Here is a 16,823-nt window from a genome sequence, read left to right as displayed (position 1 = left end):
CGGCCAACCACGTGAGACGACGACGCGCCGACTTCCTGTGGAGGTCGGCGCGTCGTCGGCGCACGCGACATCAGGGACCAGACGTGGAAGGATCTGCCCCGTGACCACCAACACCACCGTCGCCCCACCCGGTGACAATGCACCCCTCAAAGATGGGCTGAGCCTGCGCGGCGTCACGAAGAGATTCGGGACCCTCACGGCCAACGACCACATTGACCTCGACATCGTTCCCGGGCGAATCCACTGCTTGCTCGGTGAAAACGGTGCCGGCAAGTCAACCCTGATGAACATTCTGTACGGCTTGCTGCCTTCCGATGAAGGGCAGGTCTACATCGACGGGGTGGAGCAACACTTCGATAATTCCAAGCAGGCCATGGCGGCCGGTATTGGAATGGTTCACCAACACTTCATGCTCGTCAACGTATTCACGGTGGCTGAGAACATTGCGTTGGGGCGGGAAGAATCGACCGCTGGCATCCTGTCGATGCGACGGGCTCGCGCAAAGGTGCGCGAATTGTCTGATCGCTACCACTTTGACGTCAATCCAGACTCGGTCATCGAGAACCTGCCGGTTGGCGTCCAGCAGCGTGTCGAGATCCTGAAGTCCCTAGCCAACGACGCTCAGTACCTCATCTTTGACGAACCCACTGCTGTGCTTACCCCGCAGGAAATCGACGAGCTCATGGCTGTTATGAAGACCTTGCGTGACGAGGGCCGGGCCATCGTTTTCATTACCCACAAGCTGCGTGAGGTTCGCGCCATCGCTGACGACATCACTGTGGTCCGACGTGGCCGCATCGTAGGCAAGGCCAGCGCGGACCAGTCCGAGGCTGAACTTGCTGAGATGATGGTGGGACGGGCCGTCAAGCTCGTCGTCGATAAGGACGAGGCTAAGCCGACCGGTTCTCGCCTGGACATCAAGGACCTCACCGTGGCTGACGACCGCGGCTCAGTCGTTGTCGACGGCGTGTCATTGTCCGTTGCGGGGGGTGAGATTCTCGGCGTCGCCGGAGTGCAGGGTAATGGTCAGACGGAACTCGCTTCCTCCCTGCTTGGACTCATTAAGCCGACGTCGGGAACGATCCGCATTGATGGCAAGGACACCACGGGCGCGGCCCCCGCCAAGGTTATTGAGGCCGGACTCGGATTCGTGCCTGAGGATCGTCAGCGGGACGGTTTTGTTGGCGAGTTCTCCATCGCTGAGAACCTCGTGCTGAATCAGGTTGGCGCGTACTCCAAGCACGGTAACCTTCAGCTCAGGCGGATCGCTGACAATGCACGTGACCGTGTCGAGGAGTTCGACATTCGTACCCCGTCGGCTTCGTTGCCGGTGTCTTCATTGTCGGGTGGTAACCAGCAGAAGGTCGTGTTGGCGCGCGAACTTTCGCGTTCGTTGAGTGTTCTGGTGGCTTCTCAGCCCACCCGCGGTGTCGACGTCGGTGCTATCGAGTTCTTGCACAAGCGGGTAGTCGAGGAGCGTGACAACGGCACAGCGGTGCTCATCGTCTCCACTGAGCTTGACGAAATCGAGGCGCTATCGGACCGCATTGCGGTGATGTACCGCGGTCGCATCGTCGGCATCGCGCCGGCGGGAACTCCCCGCGATGTTCTCGGCCTCATGATGGCCGGATTCAGTTATGACGAGGCGTGTGACAGCGTCGCCAAGGGACACAAGGAGGTCTCGGAATGAGCACTGAATCCTTGAAGCCCGCTGCGTCGAAAGAGGCCACCTCTCCGACGGCAGCTACCGCTTCCCAGACTGAGGCTACCTCGCACCGTTCCTTCCCCTGGAATGATCTGTGGGTGACGGTCGCAGCGTTTGTGCTGGCTTTCATCGTCTCGGCCATCGTTATGGTGGCCGCCGATCCCGCGATCAACAAGGAGTGGAGCTACCTCTTCTCTCGTCCTGACGCTTTGAGTGACTCGTGGGCTCAGATTTCTTCGGCCTACGCGGCCCTGTTCCAGGGAGCTTTTGGATCCTGGCAGGCTCTTACTGCGACGACGGCCCAGTCGGCTCCCCTCATTTGTGGCGGCCTTGCCATTGGTCTGGGTTTCAAGGCTGGCCTGTTTAATATTGGTGGTCAGGGCCAGGCGATTGCCGGAGCAACATTGGCCGCTTGGGTTGGGTTTAATTTCCACTCGCTGCCGCTGCCGGTTCACCTGCTCTTTGCAGTGATTGCCGGATTCATTGGCGGAGCGATCTGGGGTGGCATCGCTGGCATCCTCAAGGCCCGCGCTGGTGCCAACGAGGTCATCGTGACGATCATGCTTAACTACATTGCTGGTGGTCTGCTGGCTTGGTTGCTGACGACCAAGGCCTTTCAGATGCCTGGCCGTACCGACCCGATCGCCCCTATTGTCGACTGGAACGCCACGTTCCCGCGGATGGCCGGATCTCAGTTGCACCTCGGATTCTTCCTGGCCCTGCTACTTGCCGTGGGCACTTGGTGGTTGCTTGATCGAACTCCTTTGGGCTTCCAGATCCGTGCGGTCGGATCCAATCCGAATGCCTCGGCTACCGCTGGTATGAATACCAACTCCATTATCGCGTGGACGATGATTATCTCCGGCGGCTTGGCCGGTATGGCCGGTGTCGAGGTGGCTTTGGGTCCGATCTCTGGTGCCACTCCAACTCAGCTGTCTATCGGCCTGGTCGGAACCATCGGCTTCGACGCCATCACGGTGGCTCTGTTGGGTCGTTCTAAGCCGCTCGGCATCGTTCTCGCTGGTCTGTTCTGGGGCGCTATGAACCAGGGCGGTTTGCGTATGCAGGCCATGACCCAGACCTCCTTGGACCTCGTTCGGGTCATCCAGGCGGTGATCGTCATGTTTGTGGCCGCTCCGATGCTGGTCAAGACGATCCTGCCCTTCCTCAAAACGCGCAGAGAAAAGCGCACTAAGAAACGTGACCGTGGGCCGGTCCCAGCCGACACCACCACGAAGGGAGCCCTGGCATGAGCCCAACATCGCGTTTTCCCCGGCCCACCACCTCTGATATCACCAAGATCGGTATCGAGCTCCCCGCTGAAGCCAGTGAGGCCCTCGATAGGGAACTGGAGTTTGAACAGGTGGAATCGCGTGAGGCCCGTACGCATCGACTATCCACGGGTGTACTCATCGGCATCATGGCGTTGGTGCTGTTCATCCTGGTGACCAAAACGTCAGGCGAAGCACACTTCGCCTTTACTGACGCCCTCGCCGGGAAGGAATTGGGCACTATGAGTGTGTCTGGGTTCCCAGTTGTGCTCGTCAGCGCTATCGCGTGTTTACTGGCGGCTGGGGCTTTCTTTATGGGGCGCAGCCGTCACACTCTCACGGTTACTGCCGGTGTCGTTGCCGGAATCGCCATCATCGTCGGGTTCCTGAGCTGGGCCGCTGCTGGACGTGGCTTGCCGTTCCAGGTCGCAGGCCAACTTCAGGGCACCTTGTCTGTGGCCACTCCGCTGGTCCTCGGCGCGCTGTGCGGCGTCATGTGTGAGCGTGCTGGCGTCGTCAACGTCGCTATCGAGGGCGAGATGCTCACGGCAGCCTTTGCGGCAGCCCTCGTCGGATCCATAACGAAGTCTATTTTTGCCGCCATTGTTGTAGGGATCGTTACGTCTGTGCTGACTGCCGCGTTGCTGGCTGTCTTTACCATCAAATATTTTGTCGACCAAGTCGTTATGGGCGTGGTCGTCAACCTTTTTGCATCTGGTCTAACGGGCTTCTTCTACACCCAGTTGCTTTCTCCGAACGCCGAGGAATACAACACGGCACCGATCATGGAAGCAGTCGCGATCCCGGGGCTGTCGAAGATTCCGTTCTTTGGCCCAATTTTCTTCGACCAGACTGTGCTGGTATATATCGGGTTCCTCTGCATTCCGCTGGTGTGGTTCCTGCTGTGGCGCACTAAGTGGGGGCTGCGGGTCCGGTCTGTTGGCGAGCATCCCGAGGCCGCTGACACTGTGGGTATCTCGGTTGCTGGAGTGCGCTGGTCTGCAGTGCTCGTCGGTGGCGTTTTTGCTGGCCTGGGTGGCGCTTACTTCACGATTGGTACCGTCGGGTCGTTTTCGAAGGACATCACGGTGGGTAACGGCTTCATCGCTCTTGCCGCTCTCATCATGGGTCGTTGGCGTCCAGGTTTAGCCGCCGTCATGGCGCTGTTTTTCAGCTTCGTAACCCAGCTGTCCACCGAGCTGTCGACGATCAGCGCCCCGATGCCCTCGCAGTTCCTGCTCATATTGCCATACATTGCGACGATCGTCGCTGTGGCTGGTCTGGTTGGCAAGGTGAGGGCACCTGCCTCCGATGGCACCCCTTACATCAAGGAGTGACGTGGACGTCGACTGGGACGCGTTACGCTGTCGAGCTCACGAACTGACGAAACGAGCTTACGTGCCGTACTCCCACTTCCCAGTGGGAGCAGCCGGGCTTGCCGAGGATGGTCGCGTCGTCGTCGGATGCAATGTGGAAAACGCTGGTTATGGCGTCACCTTGTGTGCAGAGTGCGGGCTTATCAGTGACCTCGTGGCCGGGGGTGGTGGGCACCTTCTCGCCTTCTGCTGCGTGGACGCTATGGGTGAGACGATCATGCCGTGTGGGCGTTGTCGCCAACTGCTGTGGGAACATGGTGGCCCGACGATGCTCATCGACACCCCAGCCGGGGTGCAAACGATGACCGAGGTGCTACCGCAGGCCTTCGGCGTCGACAACCTTGATCGTGTCGCCAACCAGCAGGAGAAGTCATGATAGTGGCCGCAGCTGACGGGTCCTCCCTCAACAATCCGGGGCCAGCCGGCTGGGCCTGGTATATCGACGACGACACCTGGGCTGCCGGCGGCTGGCCACGCGGTACGAATAACATGGGCGAGCTCAAGGCTGTTCTCGACGTGTTGCGCGCCACTCGTGACGCCGACGAGCCACTGACGATTTTGTGTGACTCTCAGTACGCCATTAACTGCTGCACGAAGTGGATTCCGGGATGGAAACGTAAAGGATGGCGCAAACGTGACGGCAAGCCTGTACTCAACCGGGACCTCCTCGAGCCCATTGATGAAGAGCTCGACGGCCGTGACGTCACCTTTGAGTGGGTGAAAGGGCACGCTGGCCATGCTATGAACGAGGCTGCCGATCAGCGTGCTCGCGCTGCCGCCACGGCCTTCCGCGACGGCACCCCAGTCGATCACGGGCCTGGGTTCGGCAGGGTCGACCGCGATCCGCAGCCGCAAGAGGATGTGCCGAGACCTGGGAACGGTGATGAGCAAGAGCGGTTGTTTGATCTACCCGAGCGCCCTGCCACCCCTGACCAGGAGCTTATCGGCATCCTCACCGACAAGGAGCGCCGCTTCCTGGAGACCGATGCGATCGCCCATCGCAGCGCTCTGGAGGAGCTTGCCGCCCCTGACTTCATCGAACATGACGGGAATGGCCGACTGTGGACGCGAGGCCGGGCCTTGGCCGACATGCCGGTCCCCGAGGTGAGGGCCAGTATTGAGATTCTCGGAATGGTAAGGATCGGCCCACAGGATGTCCTGCTGCGGTGGCGGGCACGGGCAGGATCACGGGTAAGCGTGCGGGTTTCGCTATGGCATCGCGACCCAGATAGGGGCTGGCAGTTGAGATTCCACCAAATCACCCCGGTGCGCTGAAAAGTTGCTCGGGTCATGAATCACGATGACCTCGATCGGTACTTAGCATCGGCCTAGGCTGCTTCAATCACTGACGTCCTCGATGCCGGCTACCGATAGAGTTAACCTCATGTGTGCCAACGTTCTTGCCGCCGTCGCGTGGCCTTACGCTAATGGGCCTCGACATATCGGCCATGTTTCCGGATTCGGTGTCCCCTCTGACGTCTTTGCCCGGTACATGCGAATGTCGGGTCACCGAGTCCTCATGGTTTCCGGCTCGGATTGTCATGGCACCGCTATTTCAGTCAAGGCTGATCAGGAGGGCGTGACGGCTCAAGAGTGCGCTGAGAAGTATCACCGCATCATCGCGGCAGGCTTGCAGGGGCTCGGGTTGTCCTACGATCTGTACACGTCGACGCTGACCGACAACCACGCTGACGTCACCCAGGAGATCTTTACTCGCCTCCACGAAAACGGCTACGTCGTCAAGAGGTCCGAGATGGGGGCGTTCGAGCCATCGACCGGACGTACCCTTCCGGACCGTTACATTGAGGGCACCTGTCCGGTGTGTGGATACGACGATGCCCGCGGTGACCAGTGCGATAACTGTGGCCGTCAGCTCGACCCGGCCGACCTTATCGACCCCAGATCAAAGACCACAGGGGCCGCTCCCGAGTTTCGCGAGACCGAGCACTTCTTTCTCGACCTTCCTGCCCTGGCCGAGTCGTTGGCGTCGTGGATTGACACTCGCACCGATTGGCGTCCCAATGTCTTGAAGTTTTCCCACAACCTGCTTGAGGAGTTGCGTCCGCGCGCTATTACCCGCGATCTCGACTGGGGCATTCGCGTGCCAGTAGAAGGCTGGCAGGACAACCCGATGAAGTCGATCTACGTGTGGTTCGACGCTGTCATCGGATACCTGTCTGCCTCGATTGAGTGGGCGCGCCGTATTGGTAGGCCTGATGCGTGGCGTGAGTTCTGGAATGACGAGGATGCCCGTTCGTACTACTTCATGGGTAAGGACAACATTGTGTTCCACTCGGTTATTTGGCCCGGCATCCTGCTGGGTACAAATGGACGTGGTGATAAGGGTGGCGAGCCATCCGAGGAACTTGGAACCCTTAACCTTCCCACCGAGATTGTTTCCAGCGAGTTTCTGACGATGAGTGGTTCAAAGGTGTCGAACTCTCGTGGCGCCACCATTTTTGTCGGAGACTTCCTCCATGAGTTCGGCCCCGACGCCCTGCGCTACTTCATCGCGGTTGCCGGTCCGGAGAATCAGGACACTGATTTCACCTGGGAAGAGTTTGTCCGCCGGGTGAATTTTGAGCTCGCCAACGAGTGGGGCAACCTCGTTAACAGGTCGATTTCGATGGCGTTCAAGAATTGCCACGAGATTCCGGCTGCTGGTGAGCTGACAGACGCTGACCGTGAGTTGCTGGATGCCGCTGCTACTGGGTTTGACACCGTGGGCGGGTTGCTTGCCCACGCCAGATTCAAGGCTGCCATTACTGAGGCGATGAGGATCGTTGGGCTAGCTAATGCCTATATCTCTGCTGAGGAACCCTGGAAACTCAAGGACAACCCTGAGCGCCGTGACACCGTGCTGCATGTGGCTTTGCAGGTCGTGAGTGACGTTAACACCATGATGACCCCGTTCATGCCTCATTCGGCGCAGAAGATTTATGAGGCCCTTGGTGGCGAGGGTGTGTGGGCGGCCCAGCCTGAGCTCATTGAGACCGATGGGGCACCGATCCTCATGGGGGATTACGCCACCGAGCAGGCGTCATGGGGCCGTCATGAAATCGCGGTAGGTACTCCGCTGTCCAAACCTTCGCCCATCTTCCGGAAGCTTGACGCTAAGCTCGCCCAGACCGGTCCGCAATGGGCCCCGGTCAACCCGCAGTAAGTCAGCTTGTCTGCGCCCGTCTCTGTAACTCGCAGACGATGAGGGCGCAGGCTTCGGCGTCGGAGTCGGCTCGATGATGGTTGAGCTGGTAGTTCGGGGCACAAGCGTGAAGCACCGTGGGGAGCTTGTAGTTGGGTAACCCCGGGATGAGGCGCTGCGCTGTCCGGTAAGAGCAGAAGAACGGTGCGGGCAGGGTGGTGGTGCCGAAGTGCTCGTCGAGCTGTCGCCACACCCGGGAGTCGAAAGCGGCGTTGTGGGCGTATACGGTCGCCCCATCCACAAAGTGGGAGACGGTGTCGGCAATGTTGATCCAGCCGGGGGCGTCCGCGACGTCGGCTGCTGAGATGCCATGCAGATAGGTGAACTCAAACGAGTCCCACCCTTTGGGCGGACGGATCAGGGTGTTTAACCTGTCGACGATCTGTCCGTCAAGCACCTTCACCATGGCCACCTGGCAGGCCGATACTCCGCCCATTCGGTTGGCTGTCTCGAAGTCCACCGCGACGAAACTCGGCTCGGCGATCTGCGAGGGGGAGGGGACGAAGAAGGACCGACGCTGAGTCCTCCGGGTCGACATGAAGTCTGCCGGTGTGGCGTTGCTCGCGCCTCGGTTGGGCCATTTCTGCAACGCCATTTGTACCTCCGCTTTAACCCTCTTGCTTCCCTATCCGCGGAAAGCGACTGGCGTCAGAATAGTTCCCACCTGCGACACTGGCGATCCTCTACAGCGGCGTCGGTAGGGTTTGGTTGAAGTGACGTCGGGCAGTGGTGCTGTCAATTGAGGCAATGTGTTGGGACCGCCAGCAGCTCGAGGGAAATCGATCAGTGTGCCTGCTGCATTTACTGGAACGTTTCGGTGTAAATGAATGCAAGATACTTGGGAATAGGAGCTGTTCTCCTGTGGCGGTACCGTTATGGAGCTGCTAGCCGACCTGCCTGCGTGCCTCGTGCCTCACCATGATCGCCCCGAGCAGACCGATAACCAGAAACAGCGACGACAACCCGATCGACCACGCTGCTGCGTGAGCGAAACCGGTCTCGAGACTGCTGATGACGGCACCGCGGGATTCACCGAGCGGGCGAAGGAAGGGGCTATTGGGGGACGCATTGCGAAGTCCTGGAATGGCCGAACCGGCTGAGTCCTCAGTGGTGTGAACGAGCTTGTCGAGGACTCTGGTCGGTACTGCGCTAATCGAGGCCACCGCGTCGGGAATGGTGTGGTTCATGGCCGATCCCAGCGCTGTCCCGGCGATGGCGGCGCCGAGGGCCGAACCCAGCTGACGCACCGTCGATTGGGTGGCCGATCCTGCCCCGGACTGGTCGGCAGGAATGTCGTGCAACACCGTCGAGGTCAGTTGGGCCGAGGCCAGGCCGAGCCCAACACCGTAGACAATGAGAGTAAGAACACTCAGCCAGGTGGATCCCTGCATACCGACGACCCAGGCCAGCAACCCGACGCCGATGACCTCGAGGGCCAGCCCGAGGACCACCACCCCGGTGGCACCCATCCTCGCGGCTAGGTGACGTGCCGACGCCCCGGAGAAGAATGCTCCCAAGGCCATTGCGGCGAGCACGATGCCAGTACGCACCGTCGAGAGACCAAGCGAGTTCACTAGGAACAGCGGTAGCACGAATGTGAGGGAAAACTCGCCGATGGCCACCGTGGCGGCAGTGAGATTACCCCAGGAGAACGTCCCTACCCGGAACAGAGTCAGGTCGAGTAGGGCGTCGCGGCCGACCTTGGCGCGGTGATGCTCCCAGGCGATGAATAGCATGATGAAAACCAGGCCGATAGCGATCGCCCACGGCACGGGGGACATCGACCAACTGGCCGGCCATTCCCACCCGAATATTTTGAAGGTTTCTTTCTTATCCCACCATCCCAGGGTGGTGGCCTCAATGAGCCCAAAGATGAGCAGGCCAAAGCCGATGGCTGAGGTGAGCACACCGTCGACGTCGACGCCTTTGTCAGCAGGTTTGCCGCGAGTCTGTGGCACCCATGCGGCAATTCCAGCCAGTACCAGCAGTCCCAACGGAAGGTTGACCCAGAAGATCCAACGCCATGACGCGTATTCAGTCAAGACTCCGCCCAGCAGTGGGCCGAGGGCTGCCATGCCACTCATGACGGCGCCCCAGATGCCGAAAGCGGCGGCGCGATCCTTGCCCTGGAAGAGCGAGTTCACTGATGACAGGGTGGACGGCAACACAAGCGCGCCTCCCACACCCTGGACGGTACGCGAGGCGATGAGGGAGCCAGGGCCCGACGCCGTCGCGGCCAGCAGAGACCCTCCGACGAAGAGGACCACGCCAGTCGCGAAGGTGGTGCGGCGCCCGATTCGGTCGCCGAGGCGACCGGCTCCGAGTAGGAGAGCAGCGAAGATGACGTTGTATATGGCGTTGACCCACTGAGCGTCGGTGAGGTTCAGGTTGAGGGCCGAAATCATCGTCGGTAGGGCAACACCGACGATTGTGCCATCCAAGATGATGAGGGAGAGCCCTGCGGCGAGGATGGCGAGGGCTTTCCAGCGCCCGGGGAAGGGCTGGGCCGCAGTGGCGGCGGAGCTGGCGTCTGACACGGCATTCCTTTCGACTTGTCGACATTACGAAGGCGATGGTCCATCGGCATCGACCAAAAGGTTGAAAACCTCTCCTACGTTCAGCCCATCAGAGCGGCGACAGTGGTACTTGCTCGCCTCATACTCATAGGCTGAAATCCCATGACGATCGCTCGTGACCGCAGAGCCGGTTCAGCCTGACATAAAGTGAGACCGCGACGGATCAGCACGGGTGGAGACTTACGGTGCTGTCGCAAATCTCGGACGAGACGCCGGGCAAAGTTCAGCCAGCGAGGTCGGTCCAACCAGATCGGTAGCACGTTGAGGCCCGCCTGCAGACATGGCTCCAGCAAGTCGGGGGCAAAAATTCCCTCCGCAACGACTGCCCGTGCGTCCCCAACCTCGACGACGTGGTTGCCGTCGGCTCGCGACCGTGAGATGTCATAGCAAGGGACGACGGTATGCCCTGTGGTGGCGAGTTCTCCGAGGGCTTCGACAGCGACCGGAAGATTCCAGGAGGAGACGTCGTCCCAGTCGACCATGTCGCGCACCATGGGTAGTCCGGGTTCGTCGTGATCTCGGTAGAAGTCGTCGAGGCGTAGCTCGGGTAAATCCGCCATATGAGTGAGACGGGATTTCCCGGATCCAGAGGGTCCTGCCAATAGGATGATCGTGCGCGCCACGGCTGCCGAGTCTATCGGGAACGTATCCGGAACGTACGCCGACTCGGCCCTTGCGAAAAAGCGGGGCATCCAAGCATCACAATGTCTGATGCTCTCATGGCTCCATGGGAGCCTCCTCAGCCCTCGGGCGTGAGTCGGCGCGGTTGGGCGATAAACAAAGGCCAGCGTCACTTATCACCCACCACGCTGAGAAGCTGACCGTGACCGGCGTAACGTGGCGATTACGTCTAAACGTTGGCAGAGAGGTTTCTTTCATGGGCTTTGATTCGCAGCCGCTGCGCGCATACGTTGAACACAACTTCACCTACGTGGCAGGGCTGGAGCGTAACCTGCACCGATTCGGCGACTCACCCGCCATGATCGACCCGGTGGCCGATCGCAGCTGGACCTATCGCGAACTGGCCGCCGACGTCGAACGCTTCGCCGTCGTGCTCTCCCAGCATGGTGTCGGTCCCGGGGACACGTTCGCCTTCGAACTGTTCAACACCTCGCAGTTCGCGATCTGCTATCTTGCCGCTCACCGTCTGGGGGCGGTGGGAACTGTCCTCAACTGTCGGCTCGCTCCCGGCGAGTTGGCCTGTGCCCTGCGTGATGCCCGCCCCAAGGTGCTGGTCTACGACGCCGAGGTCACTTCTCGAGTGCTGCCGGCACTTGAGGAGGTCGCTCCGGAGCGCGAGACCCCGACACCCTCGCTCATCCAGGTGGCTCCGGCTGGCACCTCACCGGACCTGCCCGACGGCGCCGTCGACTTCGACACCGCTTTGTCCCAGGCCGATGGAAGGGCCCCGGATCGTCCGTCGAATCTCAGCACCTACGACGAGGTCATCCGTCTCTACACCTCAGGGACGACCGGCCTGCCGAAAGGTGTCCCGCTGCCGTCCTTCGTGGAGGTCATGAGTGCGCACGATGTCATCATGCATTTCCCGCTCACTCCACAAGACCGCACCCTTAACATGACCCCGTGGTTCCACCGTGGTGGCCTGCACTCTGGCGGTCCTAACCCCACCTTCTACGTCGGGGGATCAGTGGTGCCGATGCGCGAGTTCGACGCCGACACCGTGCTCGACTGGGTGGGCCGTTACCAAATCACCTTCCTCATCGGCGCACCGACGGCCCTGGAGCGTCTGGCCCGCGCCCAGGAGAAAAATGCGCGTGACCTGTCGGGATTGAAGGGCATCGTCACTATGGGATCTCCACTCGACGCCGGTTCGGCCCGGCGGTATATGGAGGTTCTCACCCCCAATATCTCGAACGGGTACGGCACCACTGAGACCTTCTGGAACACCTTCCTGCGTCCCTTCGATCTGCCGGGAATGGCTGGTACAGCTGGTCGGGCCAGCACTGATGACGACGTCGAGGTGGTCAAGGTTTTTGACGACCGTATCGCTGAGCCCGACGAGCTGGCCGCCAAGGACGGCGTTGAGGTCGGTGAGGTCGCGATGCGCAGTCCCAAGTGCGGTATGTCCTACTCCGGCGAGACTGGCTCGAAGGATCCGAAGTTCCATGCCGGATGGTTCTACCCGGGTGACCTCGCGACTTGGGACGAGCATGAGTTCGTCACCATCGTCGGACGTAAAGACGAGATGATTATCAGCGGTGGTGAGAACGTGTTCCCAACCCAGGTGGAGTCCGTGCTGGAATCCCACCCGAGCGTCCTGGAGTCGATCGTGGTGGGTCTGCCTGATCCGGAATGGGGGCAGCTGGTCGTTGCCTACGTGGTGGCCGATCCTGACGCTGCTGCAGTGACAGCTGATGAGCTGGAGGCTCACTGCCTGGCTAGTGAGGACCTGGCCCGGTTCAAACGACCTCGCGCCTACCGCTTCGTTGACAAGTTGCCGATGACGCCGACAGGCAAGAAGAAGCATGTTGAGGCCACCGCTATGGCATGCCGGGAGGCCGACACATTCGTGCGTCCCCGTCATTACTGACGAGGACGCATCGTCCGGGTCGCAGGGACGCTCAGATTCCGAGAGCCTGGGACATCTCGTCTCGTAGGGTCGTCATGTCTGCGTCAAGACGGGCCTTGGTGGCTGACAGATCGGCGGCCGATTCCGCTGGGGTTGCGCGTACCTCGAGGTAGCACTTGAGCTTCGGCTCGGTGCCTGAGGGACGAGTGACAACGTGAACGCGAGGTCCGGTCAGCTCGATCGCGTTCTGCTGTGGTAGCCCGGACCCATTGCTGGGATCGTCGAGGTCGCAGACATCGACGCGATCACCTAGCAGGGTTGCGGGGGGCTGGTTGCGCAAGCGGTCCATGGCCTGGGAGATGATCGACATGGTGGTGACGCGCACCGCGAGCTGGGAAGTGCGGTGTAGACCATGGGCGGCCCAGATTTCGTCGAGACGTTCGGCGATGGTGGTGCCGGAGGCCTTGAGTTCACCGACCAGACGCAGGATCGTTGCCAAGGCGGTGATGCCGTCCTTGTCGGGTACGTGGGAAGGATCGCAGCAGTAACCAATGGCTTCCTCATAGCCGAAGACGAGTCCAGGTACACGGCCGATCCACTTGAACCCGGTCAAAGTCATGTGGTGCTTGCGTCCGGCAGCCTTAGCCATCCGTCCCAGACAGGTCGATGAAACCACCGAGTTGGCGTAAACACCGTCGAGACCACGACGCAGGGCATCGTCACCAAGAAGAGTGCCCAGTTCGTCGCCGGTAAGCATCCGCCAGTCCCCGTCAATAACGGCTGCTACGGCGCAGCGGTCGGCGTCGGGGTCAGAGGCGATAACGACGTCGGCGTCGTGCTTGCGGGCTTGAGCAATGGCCAGATCGATGGCGCCGGGCTCCTCGGGGTTCGGGAAGGCTACAGTCGGGAAATCCGGGTCTGGATTGAGCTGCTCGGTCACCCCGATAAATTCGGGTAAGCCAGCCTTCTCAACGAGACGACGCACGACCCGTGTTCCGACCCCGTGCATGGCGGTATAAACCCAGGTGACGTCGGGATTGGCCGTAGTCAGCTTGGCGGCGCGACAGACATAGGCATCAATGAGCTCGTCGCCGATGAACTCAATGTCGTCACCGCGAGCAATCGCACCCACGGGCTCTTCAGACACGACCTCGATTTCGTGGGCAATCTCGGCGTCGGTGGGTGGAACGATCTGGGAACCGTCCCCCAGATAGACCTTGTACCCGTTATCAGCGGGAGGATTGTGGGAGGCCGTCACCATGATACCGGCGACTGCCCCATAATGCTTGATAGCGAAAGCCGTCACCGGGGTCGGAATGGGGGAGTCGGCCAGCAGGGCGTGGAAACCTGCCCCGGCCATGATCTCGGCGGTATCGCGGGCGAAGACGTCAGAATTGTGACGAGCGTCGAAACCGATGACGACGGTCCCTCCTCGGCTGCTGTGGGAGCGCAACCAGGAAGCGAAACCGGCAGCGGCACGCTGGACAACGACTCGGTTCATGCGGGACGGGCCGGGACCGAGTGCCGCGCGTAGACCAGCGGTGCCGAAGGTCAATGGTCCGGCGAAGGCCGACTTCACCGCTGCGATGGCTTCAGCTTCACCAGACTGGGCGCGGACGAGCAAATCGGACAGTTCGGTGCGCGTGGCCTCGTCGGGGTCTTGGTCGAGCCAGGACTGAACTTCTGCGACGAGTTCGGGGCTAAGCCTTTCAGGGCGGGTGGTGGTCATGGTTCCTCGATGGGCTGTGGGATGGATCAGATGGCAGCCGTGATATCGGCGAGAAGGCTAGCTAGTCGAGGGGCGGCCTGCTTGCCAGCAGCGATAACTTCGGCATGGTCAAGTGGGGCATCAGTGACCCCGGCTGCATGGTTGGTGACCAGGGACAGCCCAAGTAGGTCGAGACCGGCTTCGCGGGCGGCAATGGCCTCAAGGGCGGTTGACATTCCCACAAGGTCGGCGCCGATGGTGCGAGCCATGCGAACCTCAGCTGGGGTCTCGTACTGGGGGCCGCGGAACTGAGCGTAAACACCGGTTGGAGTGCCAGGGGCAACCCTCTCGGTGACCTCCAGCAGGCGTGGGGTCCACGCCGTCGACATATCAATGAAAGTGGCGCCGCGCAGCGGGGTGGCACCGGTGAGGTTGATGTGGTCACGAATAGCGACGATGGTTCCCGGGCCCCACGACGGGTCTAATCCGCCGCAACCATTCGTGAGGATCATCGTGGTGGCACCCAGCGCGGCGACAGTGCGCACTCCGTGGACCACCGGCTCGACCCCACGGCCTTCATAAAAATGAGTGCGGCCAGTGAGCACAACGGCGGTCTTTCCGCTGGGCAGGGCCACGGCTACGAGGTCGCCGCCGTGTCCGGCAACAACAGGTGCAAAGAATCCGGGCAGTTCACTCAGCGGGATCCTCCCAAGAGTCGTGCCCAGGCGATCAACTCCAGCAGACCATCCTGAACCAAGGACGAGGCCCATGTCGACGCTGGTCAGAGATAGGCGGGAACGGATGGCATCGGCAGCATTGCGGGCGATGGCCTGGGGATCGGTGAACTCCGGTGACGTCATGGGGTTAACCCTAGAGGTTTTCGCTGTTTCGGGAGTGCCAGCCCTGGCCATGTGCTGCGATTTTCGTCAGCTGGGATAGCCGTTTGGGGTGTTCAGTGTCGAAATGCGTGATGAATCGAGGGTTTCCTCACACCGGAGATTTCTCTCGATGTCGACAGATGAGCCGTCGCGACTGAAAGAATGCCGCCATGACGTCTATGGTGATCATTGGGGCAGGGCCTGGAGGATACGAGGCCGCCAGCGTTGCAGCAGCTGGTGGCGTTGAAGTCACTGTCGTTGAGGAAACTGGTATCGGAGGAGCTGCTGTCCTCACCGACTGCGTCCCGTCGAAAACCCTCATCGCCACTGCGGAGGTCACATCGACCTTGCGCCGCGCAGCTGAGCTCGGATTACGTCACACCGAGACGTTCGAGGTTGACCTCGACGCCGTCAACTTTCGGGTGCGTCAGCTTGCCCAAGCCCAGTCTGACGACATTAGCCGCGGACTGGAGCGCAAAGGAGTGCGGCTGATCAGCGGACGGGCGCGGTTGGCGACAGGTGCTCCTGGTCACCTGCATCGGGTTGTTATCAACGACGATGAGACAATCGACGCCGACATTGTGCTGCTAGCCACCGGGACCACTCCGCGCGAGCTGCCCGCGGCCCGCTGTGACGGGGAGCGCATCCTTACATGGAAACAGGTGTACTCGATGCGGGAGGTACCTGAACACCTCATCGTGGTGGGATCTGGCGTCACTGGTGCGGAGTTCGCGTCGGCCTACGATTCGTTGGGATGCCCAGTAACGCTGGTGTCGTCACGCGATCAGGTTCTCCCCGGCGAAGACCCCGACGCGGCCCAGGTGTTGCAGCAGGTCTTCGAGTCTCGCGGCATGGAGATTTTGTCGCATTCCCGCGCAGTGTCCGCGATCCGCGACGGGGACGCAGTCGTGGTCGGGCTGGAGGACGGTCGGACCGTTCGTGGATCTCACGTCCTTATGGCAGTCGGGTCGACCCCCAACAGCGCTGATCTCGGTTTGGAAGAGGTCGGTGTAGCTGTCGGTCCGCGCGGCCACATCACCGTCGACAAAGTTTCGCGCACCAACGTTCCCGGTATCTATGCTGCCGGAGACTGCACCGGCGTCTTCGCCCTGGCGTCTGTGGCAGCGATGCAGGGACGCATTGCGGTGTGGCACGCCCTGGGCCAGGCACTCCAACCGCTGGACTTGTCCTTGGTGTGTTCCAACGTTTTTACCTCTCCCGAGATTGCCACAGTTGGTGTGACGCAAACTGACGTCGATTCCGGGAAGGTGCAGGCAAGGTCGACTCGGCTGGACTTGTCGACGAACCCGCGTGCCAAAATGCAGGGGCTTCACGACGGTTTCGTCAAGCTTTTCTGCCGTCCAGCGACTGGCAACATCATTGGCGGAGTGGTCGTCTCACCGCGGGCTAGCGAGCTCATCCATCCCATTTCGGTAGCAGTAGCCGAACGCATACCCGTCGACGCTTTTCAGCATGACTTCACCGTCTATCCATCCCTATCGGGATCGGTTTCGGAGGCGGCACGCCGGTTGCAGACCTTCGTCGCGTGAATTAGCCCGTAGCCCCGGGGCGCGAGT

13 protein-coding genes are annotated in these 16,823 nt (G+C 61.0%); 8 read left to right on the top strand and 5 right to left on the bottom strand.

The genetic code is table 11. The features are described 5' to 3' along the window. Positions 1-100: 100 nt before the first annotated feature. The 6 genes from CPA42_RS09220 to metG all read left to right on the top strand — a co-directional run bounded on the left by CPA42_RS09220 (position 101) and on the right by metG (position 7,515). Positions 101-1,690 (top strand): ABC transporter ATP-binding protein, encoded by a 1,590-nt coding sequence (locus CPA42_RS09220; RefSeq protein WP_002516055.1) that lies wholly within the window; start codon positions 101-103, stop codon positions 1,688-1,690. Then, positions 1,687-2,958 carry an ABC transporter permease gene (locus tag CPA42_RS09215; protein WP_002516083.1) on the top strand — a complete coding sequence of 424 codons (1,272 nt, stop codon included), beginning with the start codon at positions 1,687-1,689 and terminating at the stop codon, positions 2,956-2,958. The genes CPA42_RS09220 and CPA42_RS09215 overlap by 4 nt, the downstream gene beginning before the upstream one ends. Then, positions 2,955-4,313 carry an ABC transporter permease gene (locus CPA42_RS09210; protein WP_002516009.1) on the top strand — a complete coding sequence of 453 codons (1,359 nt, stop codon included), beginning with the start codon at positions 2,955-2,957 and terminating at the stop codon, positions 4,311-4,313. Before CPA42_RS09215 ends, CPA42_RS09210 begins: the two co-directional genes overlap by 4 nt. Position 4,314: 1 nt before the next feature. Beyond that, positions 4,315-4,728, top strand: coding sequence for a cytidine deaminase (locus CPA42_RS09205; protein WP_002514731.1), 414 nt, complete (start codon positions 4,315-4,317; stop codon positions 4,726-4,728). Next, positions 4,725-5,627, top strand: a complete 903-nt coding sequence (locus CPA42_RS09200; protein WP_002515996.1) for an RNase H family protein — start codon at positions 4,725-4,727, stop codon at positions 5,625-5,627. The genes CPA42_RS09205 and CPA42_RS09200 overlap by 4 nt, the downstream gene beginning before the upstream one ends. Positions 5,628-5,709: 82 nt before the next feature. Further along, positions 5,710-7,515 (top strand): methionine--tRNA ligase, encoded by a 1,806-nt coding sequence (gene metG / locus CPA42_RS09195; protein WP_002516002.1) that lies wholly within the window; start codon positions 5,710-5,712, stop codon positions 7,513-7,515. A gap of 1 nt (position 7,516) precedes the next feature. Here the strand turns inward: metG and CPA42_RS09190 are convergent, their stop codons facing one another. From CPA42_RS09190 to CPA42_RS09180, 3 genes are all read right to left on the bottom strand, one after another. After that, positions 7,517-8,149: a 3'-5' exonuclease gene (locus tag CPA42_RS09190; protein ID WP_002516003.1), complete on the bottom strand. Its 633-nt coding sequence runs from the start codon at positions 8,147-8,149 to the stop codon at positions 7,517-7,519. Positions 8,150-8,438: 289 nt separating this feature from the next. Further along, positions 8,439-10,091: an MFS transporter gene (locus CPA42_RS09185; RefSeq protein WP_002516084.1), complete on the bottom strand. Its 1,653-nt coding sequence runs from the start codon at positions 10,089-10,091 to the stop codon at positions 8,439-8,441. An 80-nt stretch (positions 10,092-10,171) separates the two neighbouring features. After that, entirely contained in the window at positions 10,172-10,822 is a 651-nt protein-coding gene (locus CPA42_RS09180; protein ID WP_002519604.1) for a uridine kinase family protein, read from the bottom strand. A gap of 35 nt (positions 10,823-10,857) precedes the next feature. Between CPA42_RS09180 and CPA42_RS09175 the strand changes: the two genes are divergently transcribed. Next, entirely contained in the window at positions 10,858-12,681 is a 1,824-nt protein-coding gene (locus tag CPA42_RS09175) for a class I adenylate-forming enzyme family protein (protein WP_002519603.1), read from the top strand. A gap of 31 nt (positions 12,682-12,712) precedes the next feature. Here CPA42_RS09175 and CPA42_RS09170 read toward each other — a convergent pair whose 3' ends face one another. Beyond that, on the bottom strand, positions 12,713-14,389 hold the full coding sequence (locus tag CPA42_RS09170; protein WP_002516528.1) for a phospho-sugar mutase: 1,677 nt from the start codon (positions 14,387-14,389) through the stop codon (positions 12,713-12,715). A 26-nt stretch (positions 14,390-14,415) separates the two neighbouring features. Next, a complete protein-coding gene (locus CPA42_RS09165) occupies positions 14,416-15,228 on the bottom strand; it encodes a purine-nucleoside phosphorylase (protein WP_002519602.1) in 813 nt (270 codons plus the stop codon). A gap of 188 nt (positions 15,229-15,416) precedes the next feature. Here CPA42_RS09165 and CPA42_RS09160 point away from each other — a divergent pair, with 188 nt between their 5' ends. Continuing rightward, positions 15,417-16,796, top strand: coding sequence for an NAD(P)H-quinone dehydrogenase (locus tag CPA42_RS09160; RefSeq protein WP_002516527.1), 1,380 nt, complete (start codon positions 15,417-15,419; stop codon positions 16,794-16,796). The last annotated feature ends 27 nt before the right edge of the window (positions 16,797-16,823 follow it).

This window comes from Cutibacterium acnes, assembly GCF_003030305.1.
GTDB lineage: Bacteria > Actinomycetota > Actinomycetes > Propionibacteriales > Propionibacteriaceae > Cutibacterium > Cutibacterium acnes.
Note: the sequence above shows the minus strand (reverse complement) of the source record. Positions and strands in the feature narration are given on the sequence as shown.

What these genes read in the sequence shown, in the direction of transcription:
- CPA42_RS09215 (WP_002516083.1), top strand. Translation starts at nt 1,687, where the DNA reads ATGAGCACTGAATCCTTGAAGCCCGCTGCGTCGAAAGAGGCCACCTCT.
- CPA42_RS09210 (WP_002516009.1), top strand. Translation starts at nt 2,955, where the DNA reads ATGAGCCCAACATCGCGTTTTCCCCGGCCCACCACCTCTGATATCACC.
- CPA42_RS09200 (WP_002515996.1), top strand. Translation starts at nt 4,725, where the DNA reads ATGATAGTGGCCGCAGCTGACGGGTCCTCCCTCAACAATCCGGGGCCA.
- metG (WP_002516002.1), top strand. Translation starts at nt 5,710, where the DNA reads ATGCCGGCTACCGATAGAGTTAACCTCATGTGTGCCAACGTTCTTGCC.
- CPA42_RS09190 (WP_002516003.1), bottom strand. Translation starts at nt 8,149, where the DNA reads ATGGCGTTGCAGAAATGGCCCAACCGAGGCGCGAGCAACGCCACACCG.
- CPA42_RS09180 (WP_002519604.1), bottom strand. Translation starts at nt 10,822, where the DNA reads ATGCCCCGCTTTTTCGCAAGGGCCGAGTCGGCGTACGTTCCGGATACG.
- CPA42_RS09175 (WP_002519603.1), top strand. Translation starts at nt 10,858, where the DNA reads ATGGGAGCCTCCTCAGCCCTCGGGCGTGAGTCGGCGCGGTTGGGCGAT.
- CPA42_RS09170 (WP_002516528.1), bottom strand. Translation starts at nt 14,389, where the DNA reads ATGACCACCACCCGCCCTGAAAGGCTTAGCCCCGAACTCGTCGCAGAA.
- CPA42_RS09165 (WP_002519602.1), bottom strand. Translation starts at nt 15,228, where the DNA reads ATGACGTCACCGGAGTTCACCGATCCCCAGGCCATCGCCCGCAATGCT.
- CPA42_RS09160 (WP_002516527.1), top strand. Translation starts at nt 15,417, where the DNA reads ATGACGTCTATGGTGATCATTGGGGCAGGGCCTGGAGGATACGAGGCC.